Below are 26,408 nucleotides of genomic sequence, written 5' to 3' on the forward strand. Positions count from 1 at the left end.
AATTTTATTCACTAATAAATAAAAATTCCATTAATATTGTAAGAAAGAAGGTATATGCATGAAACAAAAAGTAGTAGAAAGATTTTTAAAATATGTATCATTTGATACAACATCGAATTCTCAATGTGAAAATTGTCCATCTTCAGAAGGTCAAAGAGTTTTAGCTGAGTATATAGTTGAAGAGTTAAAATCAATTGGTATTGATGAAGTAAGTTTAGATGAAAACAGTTACGTAATGGCTACTTTAAAAGGAAATGTTGAAGGTGTAGATACTATAGGATTCATATCACACTTGGATACAATTGAAGATATAAGTGGAAAAGATATTAAACCAAGAATAATAAAAAATTATGATGGAAAAGATATAGTTTTAAATGAAGAATTAAATGTTGTTACATGTGTAAAAGATTCTCCAGAATTAGTAGAATTTAAAGGAGATGATTTAATAGTTACTGATGGAACAACTTTACTTGGTTCTGATGATAAAGCTGGAATAGCTGAGATAGTAACTGCAATAGAATATTTAATCAATCACCCCGAAATTAAACATGGAGATATAAAAATAGGATTTACACCTGATGAGGAAATTGGAAGAGGTGCAAATCTATTTGATGTTGAAAAATTTGGAGCAAAATATGCATATACTTTAGATGGAGGAGTAGTTGGAGAACTTGAATGTGAAAACTTTAATGCAGCAAATGCAACTATTACTATACATGGTAGAAACGTTCATCCAGGTTCAGCTAAGAATAAAATGGTCAATGCTATACATATAGCATCTGAAATCTCAGAAATGTTCCCAGCAGATGAAAGACCAGAAACAACAGAAGGTTATGAAGGCTTTTGGCATCTAAATACTATAAATGGAAATGTTGAAACTGTAAGCATGGCTTATATTATTAGAGACCATTGTAGAGAAAAATTTGAACAAAGAAAATCTATAATGATAGAAAATATAGAAAAAATAAATAAGAAATATGATAATAGAGTGGAATTAGACTTAAAAGATTCTTATTATAATATGAAAGAAAAGATTGAGCCAGTTATGTTCATCGTTGATATAGCCAAAGAGGCAATGGAAGAAGTAGGTATAAAGCCACGTTTAGTTCCTGTAAGAGGTGGTACTGATGGTGCAAGACTATCATTTGAAGGATTACCTTGTCCAAATATATTTACTGGAGGATTAAACTTCCATGGTAAAAATGAATGTATTCCAGTTAGTTCTATGGAGAAAGCTACTAAATTAGTTATAAGAATAGCTGAAAAATATGCTGAAAGAGTTTAGTTAAAAAGTATTCAAAAATTAAGAGTTTAAAGTTATAATAGCTATATCATTCTTTATAAAACAAACTGATTGTAAGTTTGTTTTGTATTTAAGATGATGTAGCTATTTTTATAATTATTTTGATAAAAGGTAATTATATTCACTTTGGGGTATAAATAAGTATTGCAGAGTAACAATAAGTATTAATATTTTAAATAAGGGGGAATTATATTGAAAATTAAATCTAAAAAAATAATGGTATTTGCACTTGTATTAGGGCTTGTAATGCCTAGCTGTGTATATGCAGATACAACTAGCAAGAATCAAAATTCGCAGGAAAATATGAATAGCTATATTCAAAATAGAAAATCTCCAAAGGGAGAAAAGTTAATTGGGGAAGATAGATTTGATACAGCTATAAAAATATCTCAAAGTGGATGGAATAATGGTTCAGAAAGGATTTTTCTAGTAAATTCAAATTCATTACCAGATGCACTAGCTTCAACTCCTTTAGCAAGTAAATTGGATGCTCCAATACTACTTACTAATAAAAATAATGTACCAGAAAATGTAGCAGATGAGATAACAAGACTTAATCCTGAAGAAATTATTTTAATTGGAAGTGAAGGAGCAATTTCATCAAGTGTAAAAAAATATCTTGAAGATACAGGTGTTTTAGTAAGTAGAATTGGAGGAGCAGACAGAGAAGAAACTTCTTTGCTTCTTACTAAACAATTGGATGATACAGGAGATTTAGGCGTTTCAAAAATAGCAGTAGTTAATGGGTATAATGGCCTAGCAGATGCAACTTCTATATCAAGTCCAGCTGCAAGTGATAATATGGCTATAATATATGCAAGTAAAGATAGTATAAGAAGTGAGGCTAAAAGTTTTATAACACAAAATTCAAATGAGACATACATAATAGGTGGAGAATATAATATAAGCAAAAAACTTGAGGGACAACTAGTAAATTCAGAAAGATTAGCTGGAACAGATAGAAAAGATACAAATGCTAAAGTTTTAGAAAAATTTTATGGAAAATTAAGTAAGGTTAGTAATATGTATTTTGCAAAGGATGGAAGTGGTAGAGAAGCTGATTTAGTTGATGGGCTTGCTGCTGGAGTATTGGCGGCAAAAACAAAGTCACCTGTCATTCTTGCAAGTGGAAGTCTAAGTAATGGACAACAAAGTTTTATAAAGAAAGTAAAAGCAGATAAATTTATACAAGTTGGTGGAGGAAAAAATAGTAATCCTTATACAGAAGCATTAGGATTACAGTAGTTTTATCAATTAGTAATATTATATAATAAAGACAAGTAAACTAAGTTATGTTTAATTAGAAGTTTGAATTGATGTATATGAAATTCTAATTAAGTTGCAAATAGCTTAGTTTACTTATTTTTGTGCTAATAGATACTTTACAATACAGTAGGTTATACAGTTTTCTAATGATATAGAAAAGACACCTCAATGTGAAGTGTCTATCTATAATATATTTTTCTTTTTCAATTAAATTTACTATATATGTTTTAAGTATTAACCTTTAATGTTTTTCATACATTCTTATGGAATACTACATTTAGTTAATATTGATTACATTTCCAGTATTAATATCGATTAAATTGATATCAAGTTCAAGCTCATCTTCATCATCAGTTTTTATAATATCTATAATTGCTACAGAATGGCTTCCATCTTTGGGGATAGAAGTACTTCCTGGATTTATAACTATTAAATTATCATCCATATATAGTTTCTTTACATGAGTATGTCCTAAAACTAATATGTCAGCACCCATTTTCTTTGATTTATCAATAATTTCTTCTTCTGTTTCTGTATAACCATGATTTAATATAATCCTAATTTCTCCAAATTGGCTCATGACATAAGGACTTTGAATAGGATGTTCTATTACCATCTGGTCGACATCTGCATCACAGTTACCTTTAACAATTATAATATTTTCTAATTTGTTTAACACTTCTATAAATTTTTTAGGATTATATCCTTCTGGAATATCATTTCTAGGACCATGATATAAGACATCTCCTCCATGTAAGAGAATATCACAGTCAGATAATACATTTAATGCTTTTTCAAAGTAAAGTAAACTACCATGAGTATCACTCATTATTCCTATTTTCATATTAAAATCCTCCTAAGTGCAGTCTATAAAAATTTTTCAGATACTCTATGCCAAAACTCGTAATTTGACATCCTAAGTAATTTTATTTTTGCATCAGACATGCTAACTTTTATATTTTCGATTTGTCTAAATCTGTGCTCAACACCATCAACAACAATCAATAATGAATCTTCAAATCTGTATTCTGGTGCAATCTTTATAACAGATTCATTTGAACATATTATGCTTGATGTAAAACATCTATATGCATTAGTGTTTATTGGATGTAACGGTGTAATCTGCATAAGTTCAAGTTTTATATCAACAATACTACCGCCAGCAGAATAGTTGTAGGCGGTTGAACCTGTGGAAGTAGAAATAATCATACCATCTCCACTAAAATTTTGTATATGTTTATCATCAAGGCTTAGATTAAGATGTATAGTTCTAGACTTGTCTCCTCTTATAACAACTTCATTTACAGCAAGCATGTTAGAACCGCTAGTAGTTGTATATACTTCAGCATTAAGAAGTGACATTTCTTGAATAATATAATCCTTTTTTATATAAGCTTCAATAAAGCTATCAATCTTATCTGGTAAAATATCAGGAAAAAATCCCAGATGTCCTGTATTTATACCCATTATGGGAATTTCAGGAAAATCGAAATCTCTAACTGTTCTTAAAAAAGAGCCATCACCGCCAATTGATATAATAAGTTCTGTATCTGGATAAATATCTGAATACACCTCAAAGCCAGCGTTGACAAGTTTTCTAGTTAAGAGTTCTTTAGTCTCAAGGGACTTATTTAATTGGTTTGCATTTATAGTTATAATTCTTTTCATATATTCACCTCTTCATACTTTGTATTATAACATAGTTTTATAATTCTTAATTTATAAATTTATAAATGACCTAGCTTGTTGTGAATGTGTTAAAATATGTATAGGGGGGTATAAAAAATTACATAAGAGGTGAAGACGTGTTTAAGGTAAAGAATATCACAAAAAAATTAGGTAAATTTAAATTAAATAATATAAACTTGGAATTAAAAGAAGGAGATATTATTGGAGTTATAGGACCAAATGGTTCTGGAAAGACAACTTTAATAAAAATTATAATGGGCATTATTGATGCTGATGAGGGTGAAATTGAACTTTGTAATGAAACAATTGACAATTCTCCAGTAAGTTTTAAAAACAATATTGGTTTTGTATATGATTCTTTACAATTTTATCCGCATTTAAAGGTGAAAGAGTTTAGAAGAATAGTATCCTTATTTTATAGTAATTTTGATAGAGAAAGATTTGATGAATATCTTGAAAAATTTGAGATAGAAGAAAATATACATATTAAGAATTTATCCAAAGGACAATCTGAGAAGCTTATGCTAGCAAATGCACTTAGCCATAATGCAAAACTACTTATTCTGGATGAACCAACTGCTGGAATAGACCCAATTGTAAGAAAAGAAATAATGCAGTATCTAAAAGATTTTGTGAAAAATGGAAATAGTAGTGTAATAATTTCAACTCACAATACTGATAATTTAATTAGGATTGCGGATTATCTTATTTTTATAAATAAAGGAAATCAGATTTTTACAATAAAGAAAGATATGTTAGAGCAGGAGTATAAAATAATTAGGGCAAATAAAGCAGAATTAGAAGAAATTAAAGAAAATATAGTTGGTGTAAAAGAGTATAAATATTATAGTGAAGCACTACTGAAAGTTGGAGATAACTTAAAAGTAAAAAGCTTATTGATAGAAATTGATAAGCATAAAGTTAAAAATCCTACTATAGAAGAACTAATGTATTATTATATAAATGAGGTGAAATGATGTTCAATTTGATAAAAAAAGATTTAATAATAGGAATTAGTTCAGATGGTGTTCGTAATTTAAAGTACATATTGCTGTTTTTTGTTTTTTATTTTTTCCTTAACTCAATTTCGTATTATACAGTAAGTGTTGTCATAGGTTATTTAATTTTTGTAAATACATTTGAATGTGATTATGAAAGTGATTCAAGAATATTTATAAGAAGTATGCCAGTTAGTATCGAAGATATAGTGTATTCGAAGTACTTATTAGGTGTGGGATTAATAATTTTTATAACAACAATTGTATCTTTAATAAGTAAATTGACATCATTAGTGTTTTTTAGAAGCATGGTTTTAAATGATGTATTCTTTTCTATAAATATATTTTTAGCAATTTTATCAATAGTGCTTCCTTTATTTTTTAAATTTGGATATGGAAAAATGAAAATTTGTGGATTAATAATAAGTATTTTAATTTATTTTGTATATGGGAGTCTTTTAAGAATGGTTAGTATGATAGTATATCAAGTAAAGCATGTTAATTATAGTAATGTAGGAGGCGTATACCTTTCAAATTATATTACTGATATGACTAATACTAGATATATAAATCTATACAGTGTGACGTTTTTGACTATAATAATTTTTATAATATCTATGTATTTCTCTATTAAGATTTCAAAAAAAAATAAGTTTAATTATAAAAGTTTTTAATTAATATTATAGCGTAAAATATAAGGAGATTAGAAATGAATAAGTTCATAAAAGTTTCAATTTTTATTTTGGGAGTTTTTACACTATTCATAGCTATAAATAAATTAGCATATAGAGATATGGTAAGTGTCAAAGATTATGAAATAAATCATTTAGAGGAAATTGTTTTTGATTTTGATAGCAGAAGAAGTGAAGAAATTGGTACTGTTATAAGATTCAAAATAAGTAATAACAGTAAATACAGTTATAGGTTAAACAGTGCAAAAATGAGATTTGAGAATTGTATAGAGAGTAAAAAAGGAGAGAATAAATGCTCTTATTATGTAAATATAGATTTGTTTAATGAAAAAAATTCTATAACTGAAAAAACCTTAAACTATGGGATAAAGTCGAATAATCAAGGTTATGTCGATTTTGTGATTCCAAAGGGGTTAAACTTTGATTATAGGTATTTTAACGACTCTGGTATGAGTGTAGAATATAAGGGCGAATTTACTGTGGAAATACCTATTGCAAAAGGTTTATATCTAGTAGTTGGAAAAAATAATGATGTATGGAATTCTAATGTTATGGAGTAATTTGAAAAAATTGAAAAATAAAGTTATTACATATATAATTAAAATAGTATGAAATTTATAAATATTCAGATTGGGAGGGTGTTCAATGTCAATAAGCAATGTAAGAGAGTACTTTAAAGAATTTGGAAGGGAAGATAGCATACTAGAGTTTGAACAATCCAGTGCTACTGTAGAACTTGCGGCAGAAGCGGCGGGAGTTATTCCAGCTAGAATCGCTAAGACTCTTTCATTTAAAATAGGAGAGGATGCAATTTTAATTGTTACAGCTGGAGATGCTAAGATTGATAATAAAAAATACAAGGATGAGTTTAGTTGTAAAGCTAAAATGTTAGCACCAGAAGAAGTCCTAGACTTTACTGGACATGCTATTGGTGGTGTTTGTCCATTTGGTTTAAAAAAGCCTTTAAAAGTATATTTAGATGATTCAATGAAGAGATTTGATACAGTATTTCCTGCATGTGGGAGCAGTAATTCAGCAATAGAACTTACATGTGATGAAATGGAGAAGTTTTCTAAGTGTGAGAAATGGGTAGATGTTTGTAAAAATTGGTAAAAAATATAGTGAAAATTAGTAAAAAAATATCCCTGTATACAATCTGTTTGGGGATATTTTTATGTGGAAAATATTTATAAATCTAAGAGGAAAATCTAATTTAAACTAATAATCCAAAATAAAGTTAAAAAATTCTGATTTTTCTTCGAAATAATAAAAAAATGACAAAAATATGGAAAAAATGTAGTAAATATTGTTAAAAAAATAATTAGAAATTATTGAAAAATTATCCTTTGAGTGATACTATTATAGATGTAAGATATTTAAAAAACAAAAATAATCACAAAAAATATGATTATTTAGCTCTATTAAAATAATTTTGATATGATAGAAAAAATTTATATATGGGTTGAAATACTAATATATAGAACATTTACTATTGATATACCCTAGAATTAATATCATAAACAAATTATTTTATCTATAACCATTGTGAGAGAAGTTTTATTATAGCTTGAAATTTCACAAAATTCCAAAAAGCGAGATTTTTTTTAAGTGAAGTTGACTTTAAATTAACAATTTATAATTAAATTAATGTCATAATCGGTTAATATAATTGCATATAAATATAGGGCGGACTTTAATTAAGGTTATAAATTTCTCGACGTATACTCAAATACTTTATTATAGATGTTGCCGAGATTTTAATTAATAAATGAAAATAAAATATTTATAAAATACTGAGGAGGCTATTATGGATTTAAATTCTAAAAAATATCAGATGCTTAAAGAGTTATATGTAAGCTTCGCTGAAAATGAAGTTAAACCTTTAGCAACAGAACTTGATGAAGAAGAAAGATTTCCTTATGAAACAGTGGAAAAAATGGCAAAAGCAGGAATGATGGGTATACCATATCCAAAAGAATATGGTGGAGAAGGTGGAGACACTGTAGGTTATATAATGGCAGTTGAAGAATTGTCTAGAGTTTGTGGTACTACAGGAGTTATATTATCAGCTCATACATCTCTTGGTTCATGGCCTATATATCAATATGGTAATGAAGAACAAAAACAAAAATTCTTAAGACCATTAGCAAGTGGAGAAAAATTAGGAGCATTTGGTCTTACTGAACCTAATGCTGGTACAGATGCGTCTGGACAACAAACTACTGCTGTTTTAGATGGAGATGAATACATACTTAATGGCTCAAAAATATTTATAACAAATGCAATCGCTGGAGATATATACGTAGTAATGGCAATGACTGATAAAGCTAAAGGTAATAGAGGAATTTCAGCATTTATAGTTGAAAAAGGAACTCCTGGATTTAGCTTTGGTGTTAAAGAAAAGAAAATGGGTATAAGAGGTTCAGCTACTAGTGAATTAATATTTGAAGATTGTAGAATACCTAAAGAAAATTTACTTGGAAAAGAAGGCCAAGGATTTAAGATAGCAATGTCTACTCTTGATGGTGGTAGAATTGGTATCGCAGCACAAGCTTTAGGTTTAGCACAAGGTGCTCTTGATGAAACAGTTAAATATGTAAAAGAAAGAGTACAATTTGGTAGACCATTATCAAAATTCCAAAATACACAATTCCAATTAGCTGATATGGAAGTTAGAATACAAGCGGCTAGACATCTTGTATATCAAGCAGCTATAAATAAAGACTTAGGAAAACCTTATGGAGTAGAAGCAGCAATGGCAAAATTATTTGCAGCAGAAACAGCTATGGAAGTTACTACAAAAGCTGTACAACTTCATGGTGGATATGGATACACTCGTGATTATCCAGTAGAAAGAATGATGAGAGATGCTAAGATAACTGAAATATATGAAGGAACTAGTGAAGTTCAAAGAATGGTTATTTCAGGAAAATTATTAAAATAGAGATATTAAAATATACACAATAGGTCGATATTAAAATAGATATGGAGGAAGGATTTATGAAGATAGTCGTTTGTATAAAACAAGTTCCAGATACAACAGAAGTTAAACTAGATCCTAATACAGGTACTTTAATTAGAGATGGAGTACCAAGTATAATAAACCCTGATGATAAAGCAGGTTTAGAAGAAGCTATAAGATTAAAAGAAGAAATGGGAGCTCATGTAACTGTAATAACAATGGGACCTCCTCAAGCAGATATGGCTTTAAAAGAAGCTTTAGCAATGGGTGCAGATAGAGGAATATTATTAACAGACAGAGCTTTTGCAGGTGCTGATACTTGGGCAACTTCATCAGCATTAGCAGGAGCATTAAAAAATATAGATTTTGATATTATAATAGCTGGAAGACAGGCTATAGATGGTGATACTGCACAAGTTGGACCTCAAATAGCTGAACATTTAAAGCTTCCATCAATAACATATGCTGAAGAAATAAAAACTGAAGGCGAATATGTGTTAGTAAAAAGACAATTTGAAGATTGTTGTCATGACTTAAAAGTTAAAATGCCATGCCTTATAACAACTCTTAAAGATATGAACACACCAAGATACATGAAAGTTGGAAGAATATATGATGCTTTCGAAAATGATGTAGTAGAAACATGGACTGTAAAAGATATAGAAGTTGACCCTTCTAACTTAGGTCTTAAAGGTTCTCCAACTAGTGTATTTAAATCATTTACAAAATCAGTTAAACCAGCTGGAACAATATACAATGAAGATGCAAAAACATCAGCTGGAATTGTAATAGATAAATTAAAAGAGAAGTATATCATATAATTTAAGGGGGGATAAAGAATGGGTAACGTTTTAGTAGTAATAGAACAAAGAGAAAATGTAATTCAAACTGTTTCTTTAGAATTATTAGGAAAGGCAACAGAAATAGCCAAAGATTATGATACAAAAGTTTCTGCATTACTTTTAGGTAGTAAGGTAGAAGATTTAATAGATACATTAGCACATTATGGAGCTGATGAAGTAATAGTAGTAGATGATGAAGCTTTAGCAGTGTATACAACTGAACCATATACAAAAGCTGCATATGAAGCAATAAAAGCAGCTGACCCAATAGTTGTATTATTTGGTGCAACTTCAATAGGTAGAGACTTAGCACCTAGAGTATCTGCTAGAGTACATACAGGACTTACTGCTGACTGTACAGGACTTGCAGTAGCTGAAGATACAAAATTATTATTAATGACAAGACCTGCTTTTGGTGGAAATATAATGGCAACAATAGTTTGTAAAGATTTCAGACCTCAAATGTCTACAGTTAGACCAGGAGTTATGAAGAAAAATGAAGTTGATGAAACTAGAGAAGCTGTAATTAATCGTTTTAAAGTAGAATTTACTGAAGCTGATAAATTAGTTCAAGTTGTAGAAATAATAAAAGAAGCTAAAAAACAAGTTAAAATAGAAGATGCTAAAATATTAGTTTCTGCTGGACGTGGAATGGGCGGAAAAGAAAATTTAGACATACTTTATGAATTAGCTGAAATTATAGGTGGAGAAGTTTCTGGTTCTCGTGCAACTATAGATGCAGGATGGTTAGATAAAGCAAGACAAGTAGGTCAAACTGGTAAAACTGTAAGACCAGACCTTTATATAGCATGTGGTATATCTGGAGCAATACAACATATAGCTGGTATGGAAGATGCTGAGTTTATAGTTGCTATAAACAAAAACCCAGAAGCTCCAATATTTAAATATGCTGATGTTGGTATAGTTGGAGATGTTCACAAAGTACTTCCAGAACTTATAAGTCAATTAAGTGTTGCAAAAGAAAAAGGTGAAGTTTTAGCTAACTAATTTCTTGGGGAGGGTATTATGAGTACAAGCGATGTTAAAGTTTATGAGAATATAGCTGTTGAAGTAAATGAAAATATATGTACAGTGAAAATGAATAGACCTAAAGCCCTTAATGCAATCAATTCAAAAACTTTAGAAGAACTTTATGAAGTATTTGCAGATATTAACAATGATGAAACTATCGATGTAGTAATATTGACAGGGGAAGGAAAAGCATTTGTAGCTGGAGCAGATATTGCATATATGAAAGATTTAGATGCTGTAGCTGCTAAAGACTTTAGCCTTCTAGGAGCTAAAGCTTTTAGAGAAATAGAAGATAGTAAAAAAGTAATAATAGCAGCTGTAAATGGATTTGCTTTAGGTGGAGGATGCGAACTAGCAATGGCTTGTGATATAAGAATTGCATCTGCTAAAGCTAAATTTGGGCAACCAGAAGTAACTCTTGGAATAACTCCAGGATATGGAGGAACTCAAAGACTTACAAGACTGGTTGGACTGGCAAAAGCAAAAGAATTAATCTTTACAGGTCAAGTTATAAAAGCTGATGAAGCTGAAAAAATAGGGCTAGTAAATAGAGTTGTCGAGCCAGAAGTTTTAATGGAAGAAGTTGAAAAACTAGCTAAAACAATAGCTAAAAATGCTCAACTTGCAGTTAGATACTCTAAAGAAGCTATACAACTTGGTGCTCAAACTGATATAGATACTGGAATAGATATAGAATCTAATTTCTTTGGACTTTGTTTTTCAACTAAAGACCAGAAAGAAGGAATGTCAGCTTTTGTTGAAAAAAGAGAAGCTAACTTTATAAAAGGGTAAACAAATCTAATTAAAAATATATTTTCTGTTAACTAGATTGAATAAATACTTTAATCTAGTTAACAGAATATAAATACTAAAATAACAGGAGGTTATAACTATGAAATTAGCTGTAATAGGTAGTGGAACTATGGGAAGTGGTATTGTACAAACTTTTGCAAGTTGTGGTCATGATGTATGTTTAAAGAGTAGAACTCAAGGTGCTATAGATAAATGCTTAGGATTATTAGATAAAAATTTAACTAAATTAGTTACTAAGGGAAAAATGGATGAAGCTACAAAATCAGAAATATTAAGTCATGTTAGTTCAACTACTAACTATGAAGATTTAAAAGACATGGACTTAATAATAGAAGCATCTGTAGAAGATATGAACATAAAGAAAGATGTTTTTAAATTATTAGATGAGTTATGTAAAGACGATACTATTTTAGCAACAAATACTTCATCATTATCTATAACAGAAATAGCTTCTTCTACTAATAGAGCAGATAAAGTTATAGGAATGCATTTCTTCAATCCAGTTCCTATGATGAAATTAGTTGAAGTTATAAGCGGTCAATTAACATCAAAAGTTACTTTTGATACAGTATTTGAATTATCTAAGAGTATCAATAAAGTACCAGTAGATGTATCTGAATCTCCTGGATTTGTAGTAAATAGAATACTTATACCTATGATAAATGAAGCTGTTGGTATATATGCAGATGGTGTTGCAAGTAAAGAAGAAATAGATGAAGCTATGAAACTAGGTGCAAACCATCCAATGGGACCTTTAGCATTAGGGGATTTAATAGGATTAGATGTTGTTTTAGCTATAATGAACGTTCTATATACTGAATTTGGAGATACTAAATATAGACCTCATCCACTTTTAGCTAAAATGGTTAGAGCTAATCAATTAGGAAGAAAAACTAAAATAGGATTCTATGATTATAATAAATAAGAACTTAAATCTAAAAAATTTAACTGATATTGTCTAAAAAAAAACAATCTCAAAAATCTGATAAAAATCTAATTTAATGGGGGTAATGAATATGAGAGAAGTAGTAATTGCCAGTGCAGCTAGAACAGCAGTAGGAAGTTTTGGAGGAGCATTTAAATCAGTTTCAGCAGTAGAATTAGGGATAACAGCAGCTAAAGAAGCTATAAAAAGAGCTAATATAACTCCAGATATGATAGATGAATCACTTTTAGGAGGAGTACTTACAGCAGGTCTTGGTCAAAATGTAGCAAGACAAATAGCATTAGGTGCAGGAATACCAGTAGAGAAACCAGCTATGACTATAAATATAGTTTGTGGTTCTGGATTAAGATCTGTTTCAATGGCATCTCAACTTATAGCATTAGGGGACGCTGATATAATGCTAGTTGGTGGAGCTGAAAACATGAGTATGTCTCCTTATTTAGTACCAAGTGCTAGATATGGTGCAAGAATGGGTGATACTGCTTTCGTTGATTCAATGATAAAAGATGGATTATCAGATATATTTAATAACTATCACATGGGTATAACTGCTGAAAATATAGCAGAACAATGGAATATAACTAGAGAAGAACAAGATGCATTAGCTCTTGCAAGTCAAAATAAAGCTGAAAAAGCTCAAGCTGAAGGAAAATTTGACGAAGAAATAGTTCCAGTGGTTATAAAAGGAAGAAAAGGTGACACTGTAGTAGACAAAGATGAATATATTAAAGCTGGTACTACAATAGAAAAACTTGCTAAATTAAGACCTGCATTTAAAAAAGATGGAACAGTTACTGCTGGTAATGCATCAGGAATTAATGATGGTGCTGCTATGTTAGTAGTAATGGCTAAAGAAAAAGCTGAAGAACTAGGAATAGAACCTCTTGCAACTATAGTTTCTTATGGAACAGCTGGTGTTGACCCTACAATAATGGGATATGGACCAGTTCCAGCAACTAAAAAAGCTTTAGCAGCTGCTAATATGACTATTGAAGATATAGATTTAGTTGAGGCTAATGAAGCATTTGCTGCTCAATCTATAGCGGTAGTAAAAGATTTAAACATAGATATGGCTAAAGTTAATGTCAATGGTGGAGCAATAGCTATAGGACATCCAATAGGATGCTCAGGAGCAAGAATACTTACTACACTTTTATATGAAATGAAGAGAAGAGATGCTAAAACTGGTTTAGCTACACTTTGTATAGGTGGTGGAATGGGAACTACTTTAATAGTTAAAAGATAGTTTTAGATTATGATTTTTAAAAATTAAACATTTAACCAGGAATTTAACCTGTAAGAGTAACTATTTGTTATTCTTACAGGTTTTTATGGTTAAAAAATAACTATTATCTATTAAACAAAAATAGTGTAAAATATATAATATCATGATTTTGAAGATATAAAAGAAAGTAGGTAAAAGTTTGTTTAAAAAAGAAAATCAAAAATATAATCTTATATCATATACAAATGAAGAAGAAATGACTCTAAAAGAAGTTTTGCTGGATAAGCTAAATTTTTCGGTGAGGTCATTGTCAAAGATGAAAAGAGAAAAAAGTGTATTAGTAAATGGTGTATATAAAAAACCAAGTTTAAAAGTGTCTTGTGGTGATTTAATAGAGGTAAAAATAGAAGAAGAAAAAGCAAATTTTGAGCCACAAGATTTAAATTTACAAATAATATATGATGATTTTGATATAATTATGGTAAATAAGCCACCATTTATGGTAGTTCATCCAACTAAAAGTCACTATGATAATACAATAGCAAATGGTATTAGTTATTATATAGAGAAGCATAAAGAAAATGTAAAAATACGATTTGTGAATAGACTTGATATGAACACTTCAGGGCTTGTTATAGTAGCAAAAAATGCTTATGCACATCATACTTTGTCTACATCAATGAGTGAAAATAAAGTTGAAAAAACATATATAACAGTAGTGAATGGGATTATAGATGAAGATGAGGGAACTATAAATGAACCAATTTATAGACCTGAAGAGGATTCAATAAAGAGAGTAATAGATGAAAGAGGACAAGCATCTGTTACCCATTATAAAGTAGTAGAAAGATTAAAAAATGCAACCGTACTAGAAGTAAAGCTAGAAACTGGTAGAACACACCAAATAAGGGTGCATATGGCTCATATAGGTCATAGAATAATAGGTGATGAGTTATATGGTTATATAGATGAAAATCTTATAAATAGGCAAGCTCTTCATGCATATAGCTTAGAGTTTGAACAACCAAGAACAAAAGAAATTTTAAAATTTAAAACAGATATACCGAAGGATATGCAAGAGTTAATATCGAAATTAAGATAGATGGGGTGATATATATGATAATACATAAATTTATAATACATGTTTTGGATAAAAATAGTGATGTTCCAATATTAAATGATTTTGAAGGTAAAGTTAATCAAGAAGTAGATGGATTTTTTCAAAAAGCAATAAAGAGAATTTCAAAGGATGAAGATTTAAGAAAAGGTATCTTTAAAGATTATAATGACAATTTAATCAAAAATTGTTGTGAGCAAATAATATACGATGAAAGTTCATTTTTAAAAAATTCTAAAGAAATAGCATCTTATCTGTTTGAGGTCATGAAGATTAATGCAGCATTAGAATCTTGTGATTTGGCAGTTTGCTTGTATACTGTAAAAGATGAGAAGAGTGTTGCTATATTGAAATTAGATTATAAAAAACTGTATACTCATTCAATTGAGTTTGTAGATGATAAATTTAATATTCAAATGGTATCAAATGAAATTGGAATTCCAGAAACTATAAGACAAAAGCAAGGGGCTTTAATTGGATTAAGTGGAATGAATGATGAGTTTCATCTAAGACTCTTAGACAAAGATGCAGAAAAAGAGGGTTCAGAATCAAAGTTTGTAACAGAATTTTTGAATGCTAAAAAAATAGACGATGATAAGTATAAGACAAAAGTATTTAAAAATACAGCCGAAAATTGGATAACTAATGCTCTTAGCAATGATATAAAGCAAGCAGAAGATGTAAGAAGTATATTAAATTATACATTAAAAGAAAAACATGAAATTGATATAAATGATTTTGTTGATAATTCAATTAAGGATGAAGAATTAAAAGGTAGTTTTAAAGAGCACATGGAAGAAAAAGGTCTTGATGAAGGTTTTAGCATAGATAAAAAATGGGTTGAGAAAAAGCTCAAAAAGAGAAGTATAAAAACTGATAATGGCTTTGATATAAAAGGTAACCTAACTGATTTTGAGGACCCAATGAAATATACTGTAAAGCAAAATCAAGATGGAACTATAGATATAGTAATAAAGAATGTAACATTTTATGAAGAAAAGTAATCTTAATTTGAGTAATTTATATAATTAGATATAAATTAAATTAGAATAAATGTATAGTTAATATAATTATAAATAAATGTAGACTAGTCTGTGTAAACTTCTAATAGAAATATTAAATAGAAGTAGACACAGACTATTTATATTTGTAGAAAAGATGATATTATTTGTTTTCTTCGATATATTTACATATATCACCAATACATTTAAAGTTTTCAGCTTCCTCATCTGGTATTTCTATACCAAATTCATCTTCAAGAGCCATTATAATCTCAACAGCATCTAATGAATCAGCTTCTAAATCTTCCATTAAAGATGCTTCCATAGTTATTTCATCTAAATTATCTAACCCTAATTGTTCTGCTATTATTTCTTTTATTTTTTCAAACATTTTAAGCCTCCTACAGCAGTTTTAATTAATTTTAATGTTAGTTTAATATAATATCAAAAATTTTTCAATATGGAATTAGTAAAAAGTAATAAAATTTTATAAAGGTAGTAATAAAGTCTTGTTTGATGAATAAACTTTATTGATAACAAATATAACTTAGGAGGAAATGCTATGAAATATGTAGGCTTATTACTAACATCTGTAGGAATATTTTTACTTATAGCAGTAAATTTTTATTATAATTCAATAATTTTGGATATGCAACGAATAGAGGACTATGTAATGGAAACAAATTTAATTCTTGAAGATGTAGCAGAGAAGGAAAGCTATGTATCTAATGAAAAGGACGATTATATATCAAGATTAATGCATGTAAAGAAAGGGATAGAAAATTCAAAAACATCCTTCTTGATAGAAAGATATAAAGAATACAAAGTAAAATCAATAGAAAGTTTAATTTACACTATATCAGAAGAAAAAAAGGATTATTTAGATGAAGTTGATAGATACAATAAATTGGGAGAAAAAGAAATAAATAAATTAATTAATAAAAACTTTTTAGAAGTAACTTATCTGTCTATTACTACATATATTTAATTAAAGAGACAAAAGTTAGTCTCTTAATGATTCAAGGAGGATTAGTTATGACAAAATTAGAAGACAATATGGAACGTTTCTTTGGAGGATGCGAAGGATTTTTTGGTAATAAAATGTTGATAATAATAGTTATAGTATTCTTATTATTATGTACAGACATTTTAGAAGACTTATTATGCGATGACAATATATGGATATGGGTTATATTAATAGTATTGTTGTTATTTAACTTCGATGATGGTTGTTGTTGCTAAAAAATATTGATTATTAAATAGGCAGAACCAGTAACTTATACAAGTTATGGTTTTGCCTTTTTTAGTTAAGATAAAAAAATTTAAAAAAAAATAAAAATACATTAGCAAAATGGAAACCAAATGCATAGTATATGTTAGGAGCGAAAAGCTCAACAAAATATCAACAGGAGGTAACGTGAAATGTTAGATAGATTCTTTGGAGAAGATGGATGTTTTGGTGGAGGAGGATGGTGGATAATCGTACTATTCTTCCTATTCTTAGCTTTTGGAGATAGCTGGGCAGAATTTGACATAATGGCATGGATTCCATTCTTAATAGTTTTATTAATACTTTGCTGCTGTAGTGGATGCTTAGATTAAGGGTAGCAGTTATTAAAAAAGGAGGGTTTTATTATGTTAGATAGATTTTTTGGAAACGATGGATGTTTTGGTGGGGGAGGATGGTGGATAATCGTATTATTCTTCCTATTCTTAGCTTTTGAAGATTGTTGGAGAGATATCGATATAATGTCATGGATACCATTCTTAATACTATTATTAATAACTTGTTCATGTGGTGGATTCTTTGATGGTGATGAGGGTTGTGGCTGCTAAAATTAAACCGTTAAAGTGAAAAAATGCTGGTATATTTTATACCAGCATTTATTTTATTTTATTTTTTAATATAATTTAAATTAAGAATGAATATTATTAAAATTGTTGAATATAGGGTATAATATAAAATATAATGTATTTAAATGTACTTGCTTTTATGGTAAAATAAGAACTTATATAAATATAGTTAAAATAAGAACCTGTATAAATTTGGTTCAGATTTAGATAAATTTAGCAAAATTAGGAGGATGAAAATGAAAAGTAATATAACGATAAAAGATGTTGCTAAACAAGCAGGCGTGTCAATATCTACAGTATCTAGAGTTATAAATGATTCAAAACCTGTGACTGATGAAGTCAAACAAAAAGTTTTAGATGTTATAAAAGAAACTGGATATATACCAAATCCACTTGCAAGAAGCTTAGTAACTAAGAAGAGTCAATTAATAGGGGTAATAGTTCCAGAAGTTTCAGATTCTTTTGTTAATGAGGTATTAAATGGAATAGAAGAAGTTGCTAAAATGTATGATTATGATATCCTTTTAGCTAATACATACTCTGATAAAGAACAAGAATTAAAGAGTATAAATCTATTAAGAGCAAAACAAGTTGAAGGTATAGTTATGATTTCATGGGTAGTTGAACAAGAACATATCAACTATATGCAAAATTGTGGTATACCAGCAACGTATATAAGTAAAACTGCTAGAAATTATGATATATACACAGTAAGCACTAGTAACAAAGAAGCTACTTTTGATATGACAGAACATCTTATAAAGAAAGGTCATGAAAAGATAGCTTTTATAATGACAAGTAAAGATGATACTGTTTTAGAGATGGAAAGACTTTCAGGCTACGAAAAAGCACTTTCAAGTAATAATGTAGAGTTGGACAAGAGTTTAATCAAATATGGTGGAACTGATTATGAAAGTGGATACAATAGTATGAAAGAATTATTGGATGAGGGAATAATACCTCATGCAGCTTTTGTTACGGGTGATGAGGCTGCTATAGGAGCTATAAACGCTATCTGTGATGCTGGATATAAGGTTCCAGAAGACATATCAGTTGCAGGATTTAATGATGTTAAGATAGCTAAAATGTATAGGCCTAAACTTACTACAGTTTATCAGCCTTTATATGATATGGGAGCAGTGGCGATAAGAATGGTTATTAAATTAATAAATAAAGAATTAATTGAAAATAAGAAAATAGAATTACCTTATCAAATTATTGATAGAGAAAGTGTTATAGAGAGAAAGAAATAAAGTTATTAAAGTTAATCAGGTAGTGTTTAAAACACTACCTGATTTTTAATTTAAATAATATGCAATTTAAAATATTTTAATTAAAAATAATAGTTTTAAGTCTTAAAAGTAGTTTATCTTTGTTTATTCGTGAGGATTGGATTTTTTAGTCTTCTTAAATATACTCTTAGATTTTTTCTGTTGATTATTTGGTGTATTTTTTGGTGCAGGTGTATTTGATTTACCTTTAGTAGGTTGTTTAGTCTTTTTAGTTTTGGTAGTTTTAGCAGGTTTAGTATCTCTTTGAGTCTCTGCATCTGATATTTTATCCATTATAGTATCTAATTTTTTACGTTGATTGTCATCTAAAAATGCTTTGAATTTTGATACTACTTCTTCTCTTCCATCTAGGTTTTTACCTATTTTTATAAGTTCCTCCATAAGTTCACTTTCTGATTTTCCTTTGTAATTATCAGCAATCTTTTCTATCTTATCCTTGTCAATATTTTTTTGCTTAGCCATCTTTTCTAATGAATCTGTATCTATTTTTTTCATAAAAAAACCCCTTTCTATAAATATATATTGAATTATATTCATACTATTTATATATAGAAATAATATTGAAGTGGTGAATTGTGAGTGATATATAATATAAATAAAAATTCTTATAGATAATATATATGCACTGAGCTTTAAAAATGGAACATTAAAATATGAAAAACATACTTTAATATAGGGCAATTATATAATATAAGGGGGGATTGTCTTGAATAATTTACTATTTTTGATTGGAGTGATTGCATTGAGTAATGGTAATATCTCTATATTTGATGATAAAGATAAATCAAAGAAAAATAATAGAGTTAGAAAAAACAAAAAAAATTCAAATGAGAAATTATCAAAAGCTATACATGACACTTTAAGGTTTGATGCAAATGATATAAAAAGAGGTCTAAGACTTATGGATTTGAGTGAAGAAGACCTAGAAATGGGAATGGAAATAATAACAAGAACTAAAAAATACATGTCAAGAGATGAAAGGAAAATACTAGTAAAAATAGAAAGTGTTTTGGACCTAGTTAGAGGCATAAAGAAACTCAACAATATAGATATGGTAGATGTTGAAGAGGAAACAGATTTTTTTAGAAAAATGGATAGTGAAGACAAAAAAAATATGATGATAAAAGAAATTATAGATGTATTTCCAGAAAAGAGAAAAAATTCTGTTGAAAAGGCTATAGGAATGAAAAAAAAGATAGATTTATTTGCAGAATTGTTTTTACCTGATGATTTTGGAGAAGGTGGATTTAGTTTAAGTTCTTTGGCAAATATAAATAATCTAGGTAGTATGAATAATCTTAAATTGCTAGGAAATCTTTTAAGAGGTGATGATAGCAATAATGATGATGAGGATGAATATGAAGATAATGAAGATAATAATGAAGAATTTGAAGATGAAGAGTCAACATATGAAGATAATGAATTAGATTATGAAGATGAGATAGATGATAATGAAGAAGAATTAATGGAAGATGAAGAAACAGACTATGAAGATGAAGATAATGATGAAAATATAGTGTATGATGAAGAATTGTATGATGTTAATGAACACAAGCATGAACATAATCATAATGAAAAAAATACTAGAAGTAAAGCTAAGAGAAAGTGATAATTAACTAAATACATAAAGAGAAAAGGAAGAAAAAGTAATATTAGAATAAGATTATCTCAATTACTATATAAAACCACTTTAAAAAATTCGAAATTTATTATATAATAATAATATGAAATCCTGAAACATACGATAAGGCTTTTTTAAATTCAACCTACAAATGAAATACGGGAGACCGTGTCTAGTAAATTATAACATGCCTGTTTAGTTTGGACGTTAAAGGTTACTGGCAAGTCACCCACCTGGGAGTGCCTAGGGTGTGAATTTACTTAGCCACCGGTGTTTCGGGACAAAAAAAGTGCTACTATTTTAAATAGTAGTACTTTTTTTTATTAAAATGCATTTTTCTACCAAATATACTTAATTATATATAAACTTAAAAAGCATAAGTAACAAATGATATTATAAGTGCATAGTATTAATTAGGCTATAAAAAAGCCGAAGACTTAATAAGAATCGCTTACAGGGAGGGCAATGAAAAATGCAAGATTACAAAAAAAATAAAAAAAGAATGCTAAATCAGCCAATGTCTACAATGAATGAAGAAGAAGTGTATACAGATGAGATAAACTCAGATGATATGAGAGGATTCAAAAAATCACATCATCATAATGGATGTAACAATGATAATAATTGTGATTGTCATGATGATTGTAAACCTAATCCATGCAAACCTAATCCATGCAATCCATGCAAACCTAATCCATGTGATGACAATTGTGGATGCCATGATAATTGCAAATGTGATTGTGAACCATGCCAAATGGATTCAGATGAATGTTTTGAAAACAAATGTGGACCAAATTGCTGTAATCCTATATCTCCAAGAAACTTTTCTATAGCAAATGCAGTTCCATTTGCAATAGAAGCTAATAGAATTTTTGATACTATGCAATTCCAAACATTTACAGATGCAACTGGACCAAATGGAGAACCATTAACTTTTGAAACAGAAGTAGTAGAAGTATTTGGTTCAGTTCCAAGTGCAGGTAGAGCAAGTGTAACTATAGACAAAATATGCTTAAGTAATGATGGAATAGTTATTGACACAGGAATGACAACTTTAGAAGATTTTGAATTGGAACCATTAGGAGATATAATAGGAAGAAACTGTGAAACAACTTTTGAATATGCAGTATGTGGAGAAAGAAACGCTGAATGTTGTAGACAAGGAAAAGGCAAATCAGTAGCTTATAAACAAAGAGGATTAACTGTAGCAGTTCGTAATCTAGTATTAGAACTAAGAGGTAGATGTGGATGTACAGAATTCGTTGCATTAGCTTTCCCAGCAGTCAGAGCAGGAGGTGGATGTAAGAGAAGAGTTGATTTTGTAGAATTTACTTTTAACACACTTTCAGCACCAATATGCTTGCCAGCTGATGGAAGAGCTGTCACTTTAAGACAAGAATTCCAAACTAATTTAACAGTTGATTGTATAGGAAAATCTATATTAAAATTAGAATGTAGAGAAGGTTGTGATCCTTTCTTTGAATTAATCATACCAAATGATATAGATTTAGTACTTTGCTTACAAGAAACAGTTAGCACATTAATAAGTGAACAAATAGTAGTTTTAGCATCACCAAACCCAATCCAACCAAGACTTGTTGATACTTTCTCTAAAGTATGTGATTTTTCGCAATGTGGACCTAATCAAGGAAATGAAAATTCAGGTTGCCACAGATAGATAGGTAGATATATAGACAGTTTAAATTATAAATAAAAATCATTTAAGGAAGGCTACCAATAGTAGACGATTTACATTGGTAGCCTTCACGTTATTTATAACTAATGTATAGATTTTATAGATTTAAAAAGTACTATAGTATGTAATAAACAAGTAAATATTGATACTATTGTCATTGTGTATATGTATGCATAAATATTAAGTCCTGGAATAGGAAGAAATACATATAGAGCTACTAGCTGAATTAACATACCAGTGATAGTATTTATACTTGAAGCTAATTCTTTTCTTATTGAATGTAAAATACCAGATAGCGTTTGATTTAGTGACATAAATAGTGGTACTAAAAACATAGCTTTTAAATATTCTCCAGCAAGTTTATTTTTAAATACTAATATACATAAATCTTTTCCAAAGAAATAAAAAAACACTGATGATAGTATACCTACAAATAAAGTTAGGAGTATAGAATACTTTATTTTTTTTAGGACACTTTTACGTTTTCTTAAAGCAATTTCTTGTGATATAGTAGGTATCAAATTTACAATAAGTGCTGAGCCAACAGTAAATGGTAAAAATATAAATGGCATTACCATTCCACTGACGACACCGTACATACTTAATGACTGTTGATAAGTCATTCCTGATAATGCTAATCTTGATGGTATCATCATAGAACTAATAGATTGTAAAAGTATGTTTGACATTCTATTGCAAGTTATGGGTATAGACATTTTTAATGTTTCCATAGAAGAATTATAAAAATCCTTTATACTTATAATATATTTATTGTCAAATGAAGAATCTCGACATAGACATATGAGCATAAATATGATATTACTCAATTCACCAATAGATATACCTAAAAGAGCAATATAACAGTTCATAGACTTATCATTTACATACATAACGAGTAAAAAAACAAATAGAATTTTACCCATCTGTTCAATAATTTGTCCAATAGCAGGGACTTTTACGTTCTTTATGCCATAGTAATACCCCCTAAGTACATTTGAAAGTGTTATTATAACTATAGCAGGACAAACTGCGAGTATAAATAAATTCAATTTAGGGTCTTTTAGAAACTTAAGTGATAAAAAAGAACTATTGAAAGATGCAATTATAGATATAATTAATGCTACAAAAAATGATATGTATAAAGTTGATATAAATAAAGCATTAGTATTGTGTTTATCGTTTAAAGCTTTTCTTTTTGCAACTAGGCAACTAAGTGCAGTAGGTATTCCAGTTGTTGTAACAGCTAAGCAAATCATTAAAAAGTTAAAAATCATATGATAAATACCTAAACCTGTTTCGCCCAAAGCTCTTGATAAGAATATTTTATATAAAAATCCAAATATTCTTACGACAAAGTTAGACATAAATAAAATAACTGTTGATAGTACTAAATAAGGTACTTTCAAAAAAATCACCTCCTTATCTTTTAAATATATTCATAAGGAGGTGTAAAAATTTATAATTTTATAAATTCTGGTTTCATTTTATTAAATTTAGATACATACTTAAATCCCATCTTTTTTAGCAATGAATATATGTAATCAAACTCGTATGCAATTTGACTTACATGATGTGAATCTGAGCCTGTAGTTATGATTTCTCCTCCTAAATCTTTATACATCTGAAGTATATATCTAGATGGAGTTAAATCTGGCAGATTGTATCTATAGCAAGATGTGTTTATTTCAATACCTTTACCATCATAGATGGCTTGTTTAAGAGTTTCTTCAATTATATCTGAAAATAGTCTGTCATCTAAGATAGTATCATAAGGTGCATATCTTTTAATTAAATCTAAATGCCCTAAAACAGAGTAATCCTTATAGTTTTTAACAATATTATACAAATAAAGGTAGTAATTCTCATAGACCTCATGTTGAGTCTTACCTTCAAAATAGCTACCAAGGTATAAATCCATTGTATCTATAGCATGAATAGAACATATTATAAAATCTAATGGATATTGATGAGCTTCTTTTCTATATGTATCTATTAATTGAGTTTGAACTCCAAATTCAATCCCTTTTTTTATTGATATTTTATCTTTATATCTATTTTTAAGAGTTTCTAGACTTTTAAAATAATCTTCGTAGACAATTGAAAAAGAATCATCAGCATAAACATCATAATCGACATGGTCTGTGAAGCAAATTTCATTTATACCAAGGTCTATAGATTTTTTTATCATTTCTTCCATTGTAGATTTTCCATCAGTAGAGAAACTTGAGTGCATGTGATAGTCGTAAAACATAAATATTTCCCCTTTTTATAAAAATTTTGGTATTATATATACATACTAAATAATATCAAATATATACCAAAGCATCAACAAAATATAAAAACAATAAGCGGTGATAAATGTGGAAAAATACAAAATAGATTTAAGTGAAAGGAAGTCAACTAAATATATACAAATATTTAATCATATAAAGCAGTTAATAATAAACAAAGAACTAGTTGAGCATGAAAAACTTCCACCAATAAGAAAGTTATCAGATTATTTACATGTAAATAATACTACTATAGTCAAAGTATATGAGCTTTTGGAAAATGAAGGATATGTATATAAAATTATAGGAAGTGGAACTTTTGTATCAAATTCAAATTCTTATAAAAATGGTATAGATAAAGGGAAAAACAAGAATATTAGACAAAGAGATGATTTAATTCATTTCGATAATGGAAATCCATCTAATGATATGTTTCCTATAGATTCATTTAAAAATGCTGTAAATATGGCACTATCTAAAGATGGAAGTTCAATATTTGATTATGATGAAGGTCTAGGCTCTGAGGAATTAAGAGAAAAGATGGTAGAGTATTTAAGTGATGAAAATATAAATACTACTAAAGAAAATATTCAAATAATCTCAGGAGCACAGCAAGGTATAGATATAGTTTGTAAAGGTCTTATAAGTTATTCTGATGTTGTTTTTATGGAAGAGCCCTCTTATAATGGGGCAATTGAAGTATTTAAAGGTAGAGGTGCAAAAATAATATCTATACCTATGTTAGATGATGGAATTGATATAGGTATTTTAAAATTAAAATTGGAAAAAATAAAACCAAGGCTTATATATATTATGCCTAATTTTCAAAACCCAACAGGTATATCTTATTCAACATATAAAAAAAAGAAGCTAATAGAATTGGCAGAAGAACATGATTTTTATATAATTGAAGATGATTTTATAAGTGATTTTATATTTGACTCAAAAGACAATAGAACAGTCAGAAGTTATGATGATAAAAATAGAGTAGTATATATAAAGAGTTTTTCAAAAATACTTATGCCAGGTTTAAGAATAGGGATTGTAGAAATGCCAAACGAATTATTAAAAAAAGTTTTATGGGCTAAATATTCATCAGACATATCAACCCCAGGTCTTATTCAAAAATCAATGTACTACTACATGGAGAATTTTAATTGGAAGAATTATTTGAGTCATATAGAGAAAATATATACTGATAAATACAAGTTAGCAAAAAGCTTGATTAATGATAAATTGAGTGGTAAATTAAAAGTTAGAAAATCTTGTGGAGGGATAAACTTTTTTTTAGAATTGCCAAGAGGATATACATCTCAAAGTTTTACAAGTTTTATGTTAAATAAAGGAGTATCTATGCTTCCAGGGACTTATTTTTTTGATAATCTAGTGGATGATAGATTTTTTAGAATAAATATAGCTCGTCCAAGTATGGAAGAATTAGAAAAGGGAATATCTATAATAAGCGATAATATAGATGAGTTTTTCTGTGAATATAAAAATAAATTAGATATAAAAAGTAATAAATTATTTTATTAATAAATAGAAGTTTTTTAGGAGGAAAAAATGTTTGACAAGAAGAAATTAGATAGGATTAATGAATTAGCAAAGAAAAATAAAGAGGGAGCTCTTTCTGATGATGAAATCAAAGAAAGAGAGACTTTAAGAAAGGAATATTTAGAAAATTTTAGAGCTCATTTTAAATCAAGACTTGACAGTGTTAAAGTAGTCTCACCAGAGGAATATGAACAATATATGAAAAATAATAAAAATTAAAACTTAATAGGAGGAA

At 28.5% G+C, this 26,408-nt stretch carries 29 protein-coding genes and 1 other RNA gene; 24 read left to right on the forward strand and 6 right to left on the reverse strand.

What is annotated here, in order from left to right; genetic code table 11:
* Nucleotides 1-58: 58 nt before the first annotated feature.
* Both pepT and KGF46_RS00075 read left to right on the forward strand, forming a co-directional pair.
* Nucleotides 59-1,285 (forward strand): peptidase T, encoded by a 1,227-nt coding sequence (gene pepT / locus KGF46_RS00070; protein WP_227827009.1) that lies wholly within the window; start codon nt 59-61, stop codon nt 1,283-1,285.
* 210 nt (nt 1,286-1,495) lie between these two features.
* Complete coding sequence (locus KGF46_RS00075) at nt 1,496-2,548, forward strand: cell wall-binding repeat-containing protein (protein WP_227827010.1); 1,053 nt, start codon at nt 1,496-1,498, stop codon at nt 2,546-2,548.
* 298 nt (nt 2,549-2,846) lie between these two features.
* On the opposite strand, the gene yfcE is transcribed toward KGF46_RS00075, so the two are convergent.
* On the reverse strand, nt 2,847-3,413 hold the full coding sequence (gene yfcE, locus KGF46_RS00080) for a phosphodiesterase (RefSeq protein ID WP_227827011.1): 567 nt from the start codon (nt 3,411-3,413) through the stop codon (nt 2,847-2,849).
* A 23-nt stretch (nt 3,414-3,436) separates the two neighbouring features.
* Nucleotides 3,437-4,237: an NAD(+)/NADH kinase gene (locus tag KGF46_RS00085; protein ID WP_227434012.1), complete on the reverse strand. Its 801-nt coding sequence runs from the start codon at nt 4,235-4,237 to the stop codon at nt 3,437-3,439.
* Between the two features lie 137 nt (nt 4,238-4,374).
* Between KGF46_RS00085 and KGF46_RS00090 the strand changes: the two genes are divergently transcribed.
* The 12 genes from KGF46_RS00090 (at nt 4,375) to KGF46_RS00145 (ending at nt 15,889) form a co-directional block, all read left to right on the forward strand.
* Complete coding sequence (locus KGF46_RS00090) at nt 4,375-5,235, forward strand: ABC transporter ATP-binding protein (protein ID WP_227827012.1); 861 nt, start codon at nt 4,375-4,377, stop codon at nt 5,233-5,235.
* The gene (locus KGF46_RS00095; RefSeq protein ID WP_227827013.1) at nt 5,235-5,930 is read left to right on the forward strand and encodes an ABC-2 transporter permease; all 696 of its coding nucleotides are present in this window, start codon (nt 5,235-5,237) and stop codon (nt 5,928-5,930) included. Before KGF46_RS00090 ends, KGF46_RS00095 begins: the two co-directional genes overlap by 1 nt.
* A gap of 35 nt (nt 5,931-5,965) precedes the next feature.
* Nucleotides 5,966-6,508, forward strand: coding sequence for a hypothetical protein (locus KGF46_RS00100; RefSeq protein ID WP_227827014.1), 543 nt, complete (start codon nt 5,966-5,968; stop codon nt 6,506-6,508).
* An 85-nt stretch (nt 6,509-6,593) separates the two neighbouring features.
* Complete coding sequence (locus tag KGF46_RS00105; protein ID WP_227827015.1) at nt 6,594-7,061, forward strand: YbaK/EbsC family protein; 468 nt, start codon at nt 6,594-6,596, stop codon at nt 7,059-7,061.
* Between the two features lie 694 nt (nt 7,062-7,755).
* Complete coding sequence (locus tag KGF46_RS00110; protein WP_227827016.1) at nt 7,756-8,892, forward strand: acyl-CoA dehydrogenase; 1,137 nt, start codon at nt 7,756-7,758, stop codon at nt 8,890-8,892.
* 56 nt (nt 8,893-8,948) lie between these two features.
* Nucleotides 8,949-9,731, forward strand: coding sequence for an electron transfer flavoprotein subunit beta/FixA family protein (locus KGF46_RS00115; protein WP_227827017.1), 783 nt, complete (start codon nt 8,949-8,951; stop codon nt 9,729-9,731).
* Nucleotides 9,732-9,749: 18 nt separating this feature from the next.
* Nucleotides 9,750-10,760 carry an electron transfer flavoprotein subunit alpha/FixB family protein gene (locus tag KGF46_RS00120; protein WP_227827018.1) on the forward strand — a complete coding sequence of 337 codons (1,011 nt, stop codon included), beginning with the start codon at nt 9,750-9,752 and terminating at the stop codon, nt 10,758-10,760.
* Nucleotides 10,761-10,778: 18 nt separating this feature from the next.
* Nucleotides 10,779-11,576, forward strand: a complete 798-nt coding sequence (locus KGF46_RS00125; RefSeq protein WP_227827019.1) for an enoyl-CoA hydratase-related protein — start codon at nt 10,779-10,781, stop codon at nt 11,574-11,576.
* A gap of 100 nt (nt 11,577-11,676) precedes the next feature.
* The gene (locus KGF46_RS00130) at nt 11,677-12,522 is read left to right on the forward strand and encodes a 3-hydroxybutyryl-CoA dehydrogenase (RefSeq protein WP_227827020.1); all 846 of its coding nucleotides are present in this window, start codon (nt 11,677-11,679) and stop codon (nt 12,520-12,522) included.
* Nucleotides 12,523-12,613: 91 nt separating this feature from the next.
* Nucleotides 12,614-13,789 carry an acetyl-CoA C-acetyltransferase gene (locus tag KGF46_RS00135; protein ID WP_227841999.1) on the forward strand — a complete coding sequence of 392 codons (1,176 nt, stop codon included), beginning with the start codon at nt 12,614-12,616 and terminating at the stop codon, nt 13,787-13,789.
* Between the two features lie 178 nt (nt 13,790-13,967).
* Nucleotides 13,968-14,870, forward strand: a complete 903-nt coding sequence (locus tag KGF46_RS00140; protein WP_227827022.1) for an RluA family pseudouridine synthase — start codon at nt 13,968-13,970, stop codon at nt 14,868-14,870.
* A gap of 14 nt (nt 14,871-14,884) precedes the next feature.
* Nucleotides 14,885-15,889, forward strand: a complete 1,005-nt coding sequence (locus tag KGF46_RS00145; protein WP_227827023.1) for a nucleoid-associated protein — start codon at nt 14,885-14,887, stop codon at nt 15,887-15,889.
* Nucleotides 15,890-16,049: 160 nt separating this feature from the next.
* Here KGF46_RS00145 and acpP read toward each other — a convergent pair whose 3' ends face one another.
* Nucleotides 16,050-16,277 (reverse strand): acyl carrier protein, encoded by a 228-nt coding sequence (acpP, locus tag KGF46_RS00150; protein ID WP_227434025.1) that lies wholly within the window; start codon nt 16,275-16,277, stop codon nt 16,050-16,052.
* A 171-nt stretch (nt 16,278-16,448) separates the two neighbouring features.
* On the opposite strand from acpP, the gene KGF46_RS00155 reads away from it, so the two are divergent.
* The 5 genes from KGF46_RS00155 (at nt 16,449) to ccpA (ending at nt 18,993) form a co-directional block, all read left to right on the forward strand.
* Nucleotides 16,449-16,874: a hypothetical protein gene (locus tag KGF46_RS00155; protein WP_227850129.1), complete on the forward strand. Its 426-nt coding sequence runs from the start codon at nt 16,449-16,451 to the stop codon at nt 16,872-16,874.
* Nucleotides 16,875-16,921: 47 nt separating this feature from the next.
* Nucleotides 16,922-17,128: a hypothetical protein gene (locus KGF46_RS00160; RefSeq protein WP_009888870.1), complete on the forward strand. Its 207-nt coding sequence runs from the start codon at nt 16,922-16,924 to the stop codon at nt 17,126-17,128.
* A 180-nt stretch (nt 17,129-17,308) separates the two neighbouring features.
* Nucleotides 17,309-17,488 carry a hypothetical protein gene (locus tag KGF46_RS00165; protein ID WP_227827025.1) on the forward strand — a complete coding sequence of 60 codons (180 nt, stop codon included), beginning with the start codon at nt 17,309-17,311 and terminating at the stop codon, nt 17,486-17,488.
* A gap of 33 nt (nt 17,489-17,521) precedes the next feature.
* The gene (locus tag KGF46_RS00170) at nt 17,522-17,722 is read left to right on the forward strand and encodes a hypothetical protein (RefSeq protein ID WP_227827026.1); all 201 of its coding nucleotides are present in this window, start codon (nt 17,522-17,524) and stop codon (nt 17,720-17,722) included.
* Nucleotides 17,723-17,970: 248 nt separating this feature from the next.
* A complete protein-coding gene (ccpA, locus tag KGF46_RS00175) occupies nt 17,971-18,993 on the forward strand; it encodes a LacI family transcriptional regulator CcpA (protein ID WP_413926698.1) in 1,023 nt (340 codons plus the stop codon).
* A gap of 123 nt (nt 18,994-19,116) precedes the next feature.
* Here the strand turns inward: ccpA and KGF46_RS00180 are convergent, their stop codons facing one another.
* Nucleotides 19,117-19,527, reverse strand: coding sequence for a hypothetical protein (locus KGF46_RS00180; protein ID WP_227827028.1), 411 nt, complete (start codon nt 19,525-19,527; stop codon nt 19,117-19,119).
* 211 nt (nt 19,528-19,738) lie between these two features.
* On the opposite strand from KGF46_RS00180, the gene KGF46_RS00185 reads away from it, so the two are divergent.
* The 3 genes from KGF46_RS00185 to KGF46_RS00195 all read left to right on the forward strand — a co-directional run bounded on the left by KGF46_RS00185 (nt 19,739) and on the right by KGF46_RS00195 (nt 22,331).
* Complete coding sequence (locus KGF46_RS00185; RefSeq protein WP_227827029.1) at nt 19,739-20,641, forward strand: hypothetical protein; 903 nt, start codon at nt 19,739-19,741, stop codon at nt 20,639-20,641.
* A 117-nt stretch (nt 20,642-20,758) separates the two neighbouring features.
* Nucleotides 20,759-20,939, forward strand: a non-coding RNA gene (gene ssrS, locus KGF46_RS00190) — 6S RNA.
* 186 nt (nt 20,940-21,125) lie between these two features.
* A complete protein-coding gene (locus tag KGF46_RS00195) occupies nt 21,126-22,331 on the forward strand; it encodes a hypothetical protein (RefSeq protein WP_227827030.1) in 1,206 nt (401 codons plus the stop codon).
* A 101-nt stretch (nt 22,332-22,432) separates the two neighbouring features.
* Here KGF46_RS00195 and KGF46_RS00200 read toward each other — a convergent pair whose 3' ends face one another.
* Nucleotides 22,433-23,755, reverse strand: a complete 1,323-nt coding sequence (locus tag KGF46_RS00200; protein ID WP_227827031.1) for a polysaccharide biosynthesis protein — start codon at nt 23,753-23,755, stop codon at nt 22,433-22,435.
* A gap of 50 nt (nt 23,756-23,805) precedes the next feature.
* Nucleotides 23,806-24,600 (reverse strand): histidinol-phosphatase HisJ family protein, encoded by a 795-nt coding sequence (locus KGF46_RS00205; protein ID WP_227827032.1) that lies wholly within the window; start codon nt 24,598-24,600, stop codon nt 23,806-23,808.
* A gap of 109 nt (nt 24,601-24,709) precedes the next feature.
* Between KGF46_RS00205 and KGF46_RS00210 the strand changes: the two genes are divergently transcribed.
* A complete protein-coding gene (locus KGF46_RS00210; protein WP_227827033.1) occupies nt 24,710-26,155 on the forward strand; it encodes a PLP-dependent aminotransferase family protein in 1,446 nt (481 codons plus the stop codon).
* Between the two features lie 27 nt (nt 26,156-26,182).
* Nucleotides 26,183-26,392, forward strand: coding sequence for a DUF896 domain-containing protein (locus tag KGF46_RS00215; RefSeq protein WP_227827034.1), 210 nt, complete (start codon nt 26,183-26,185; stop codon nt 26,390-26,392).
* Nucleotides 26,393-26,408: the final 16 nt, after the last annotated feature.

The organism is Clostridioides sp. ZZV14-6153, assembly GCF_020657855.1.
Classification (GTDB): domain Bacteria; phylum Bacillota; class Clostridia; order Peptostreptococcales; family Peptostreptococcaceae; genus Clostridioides.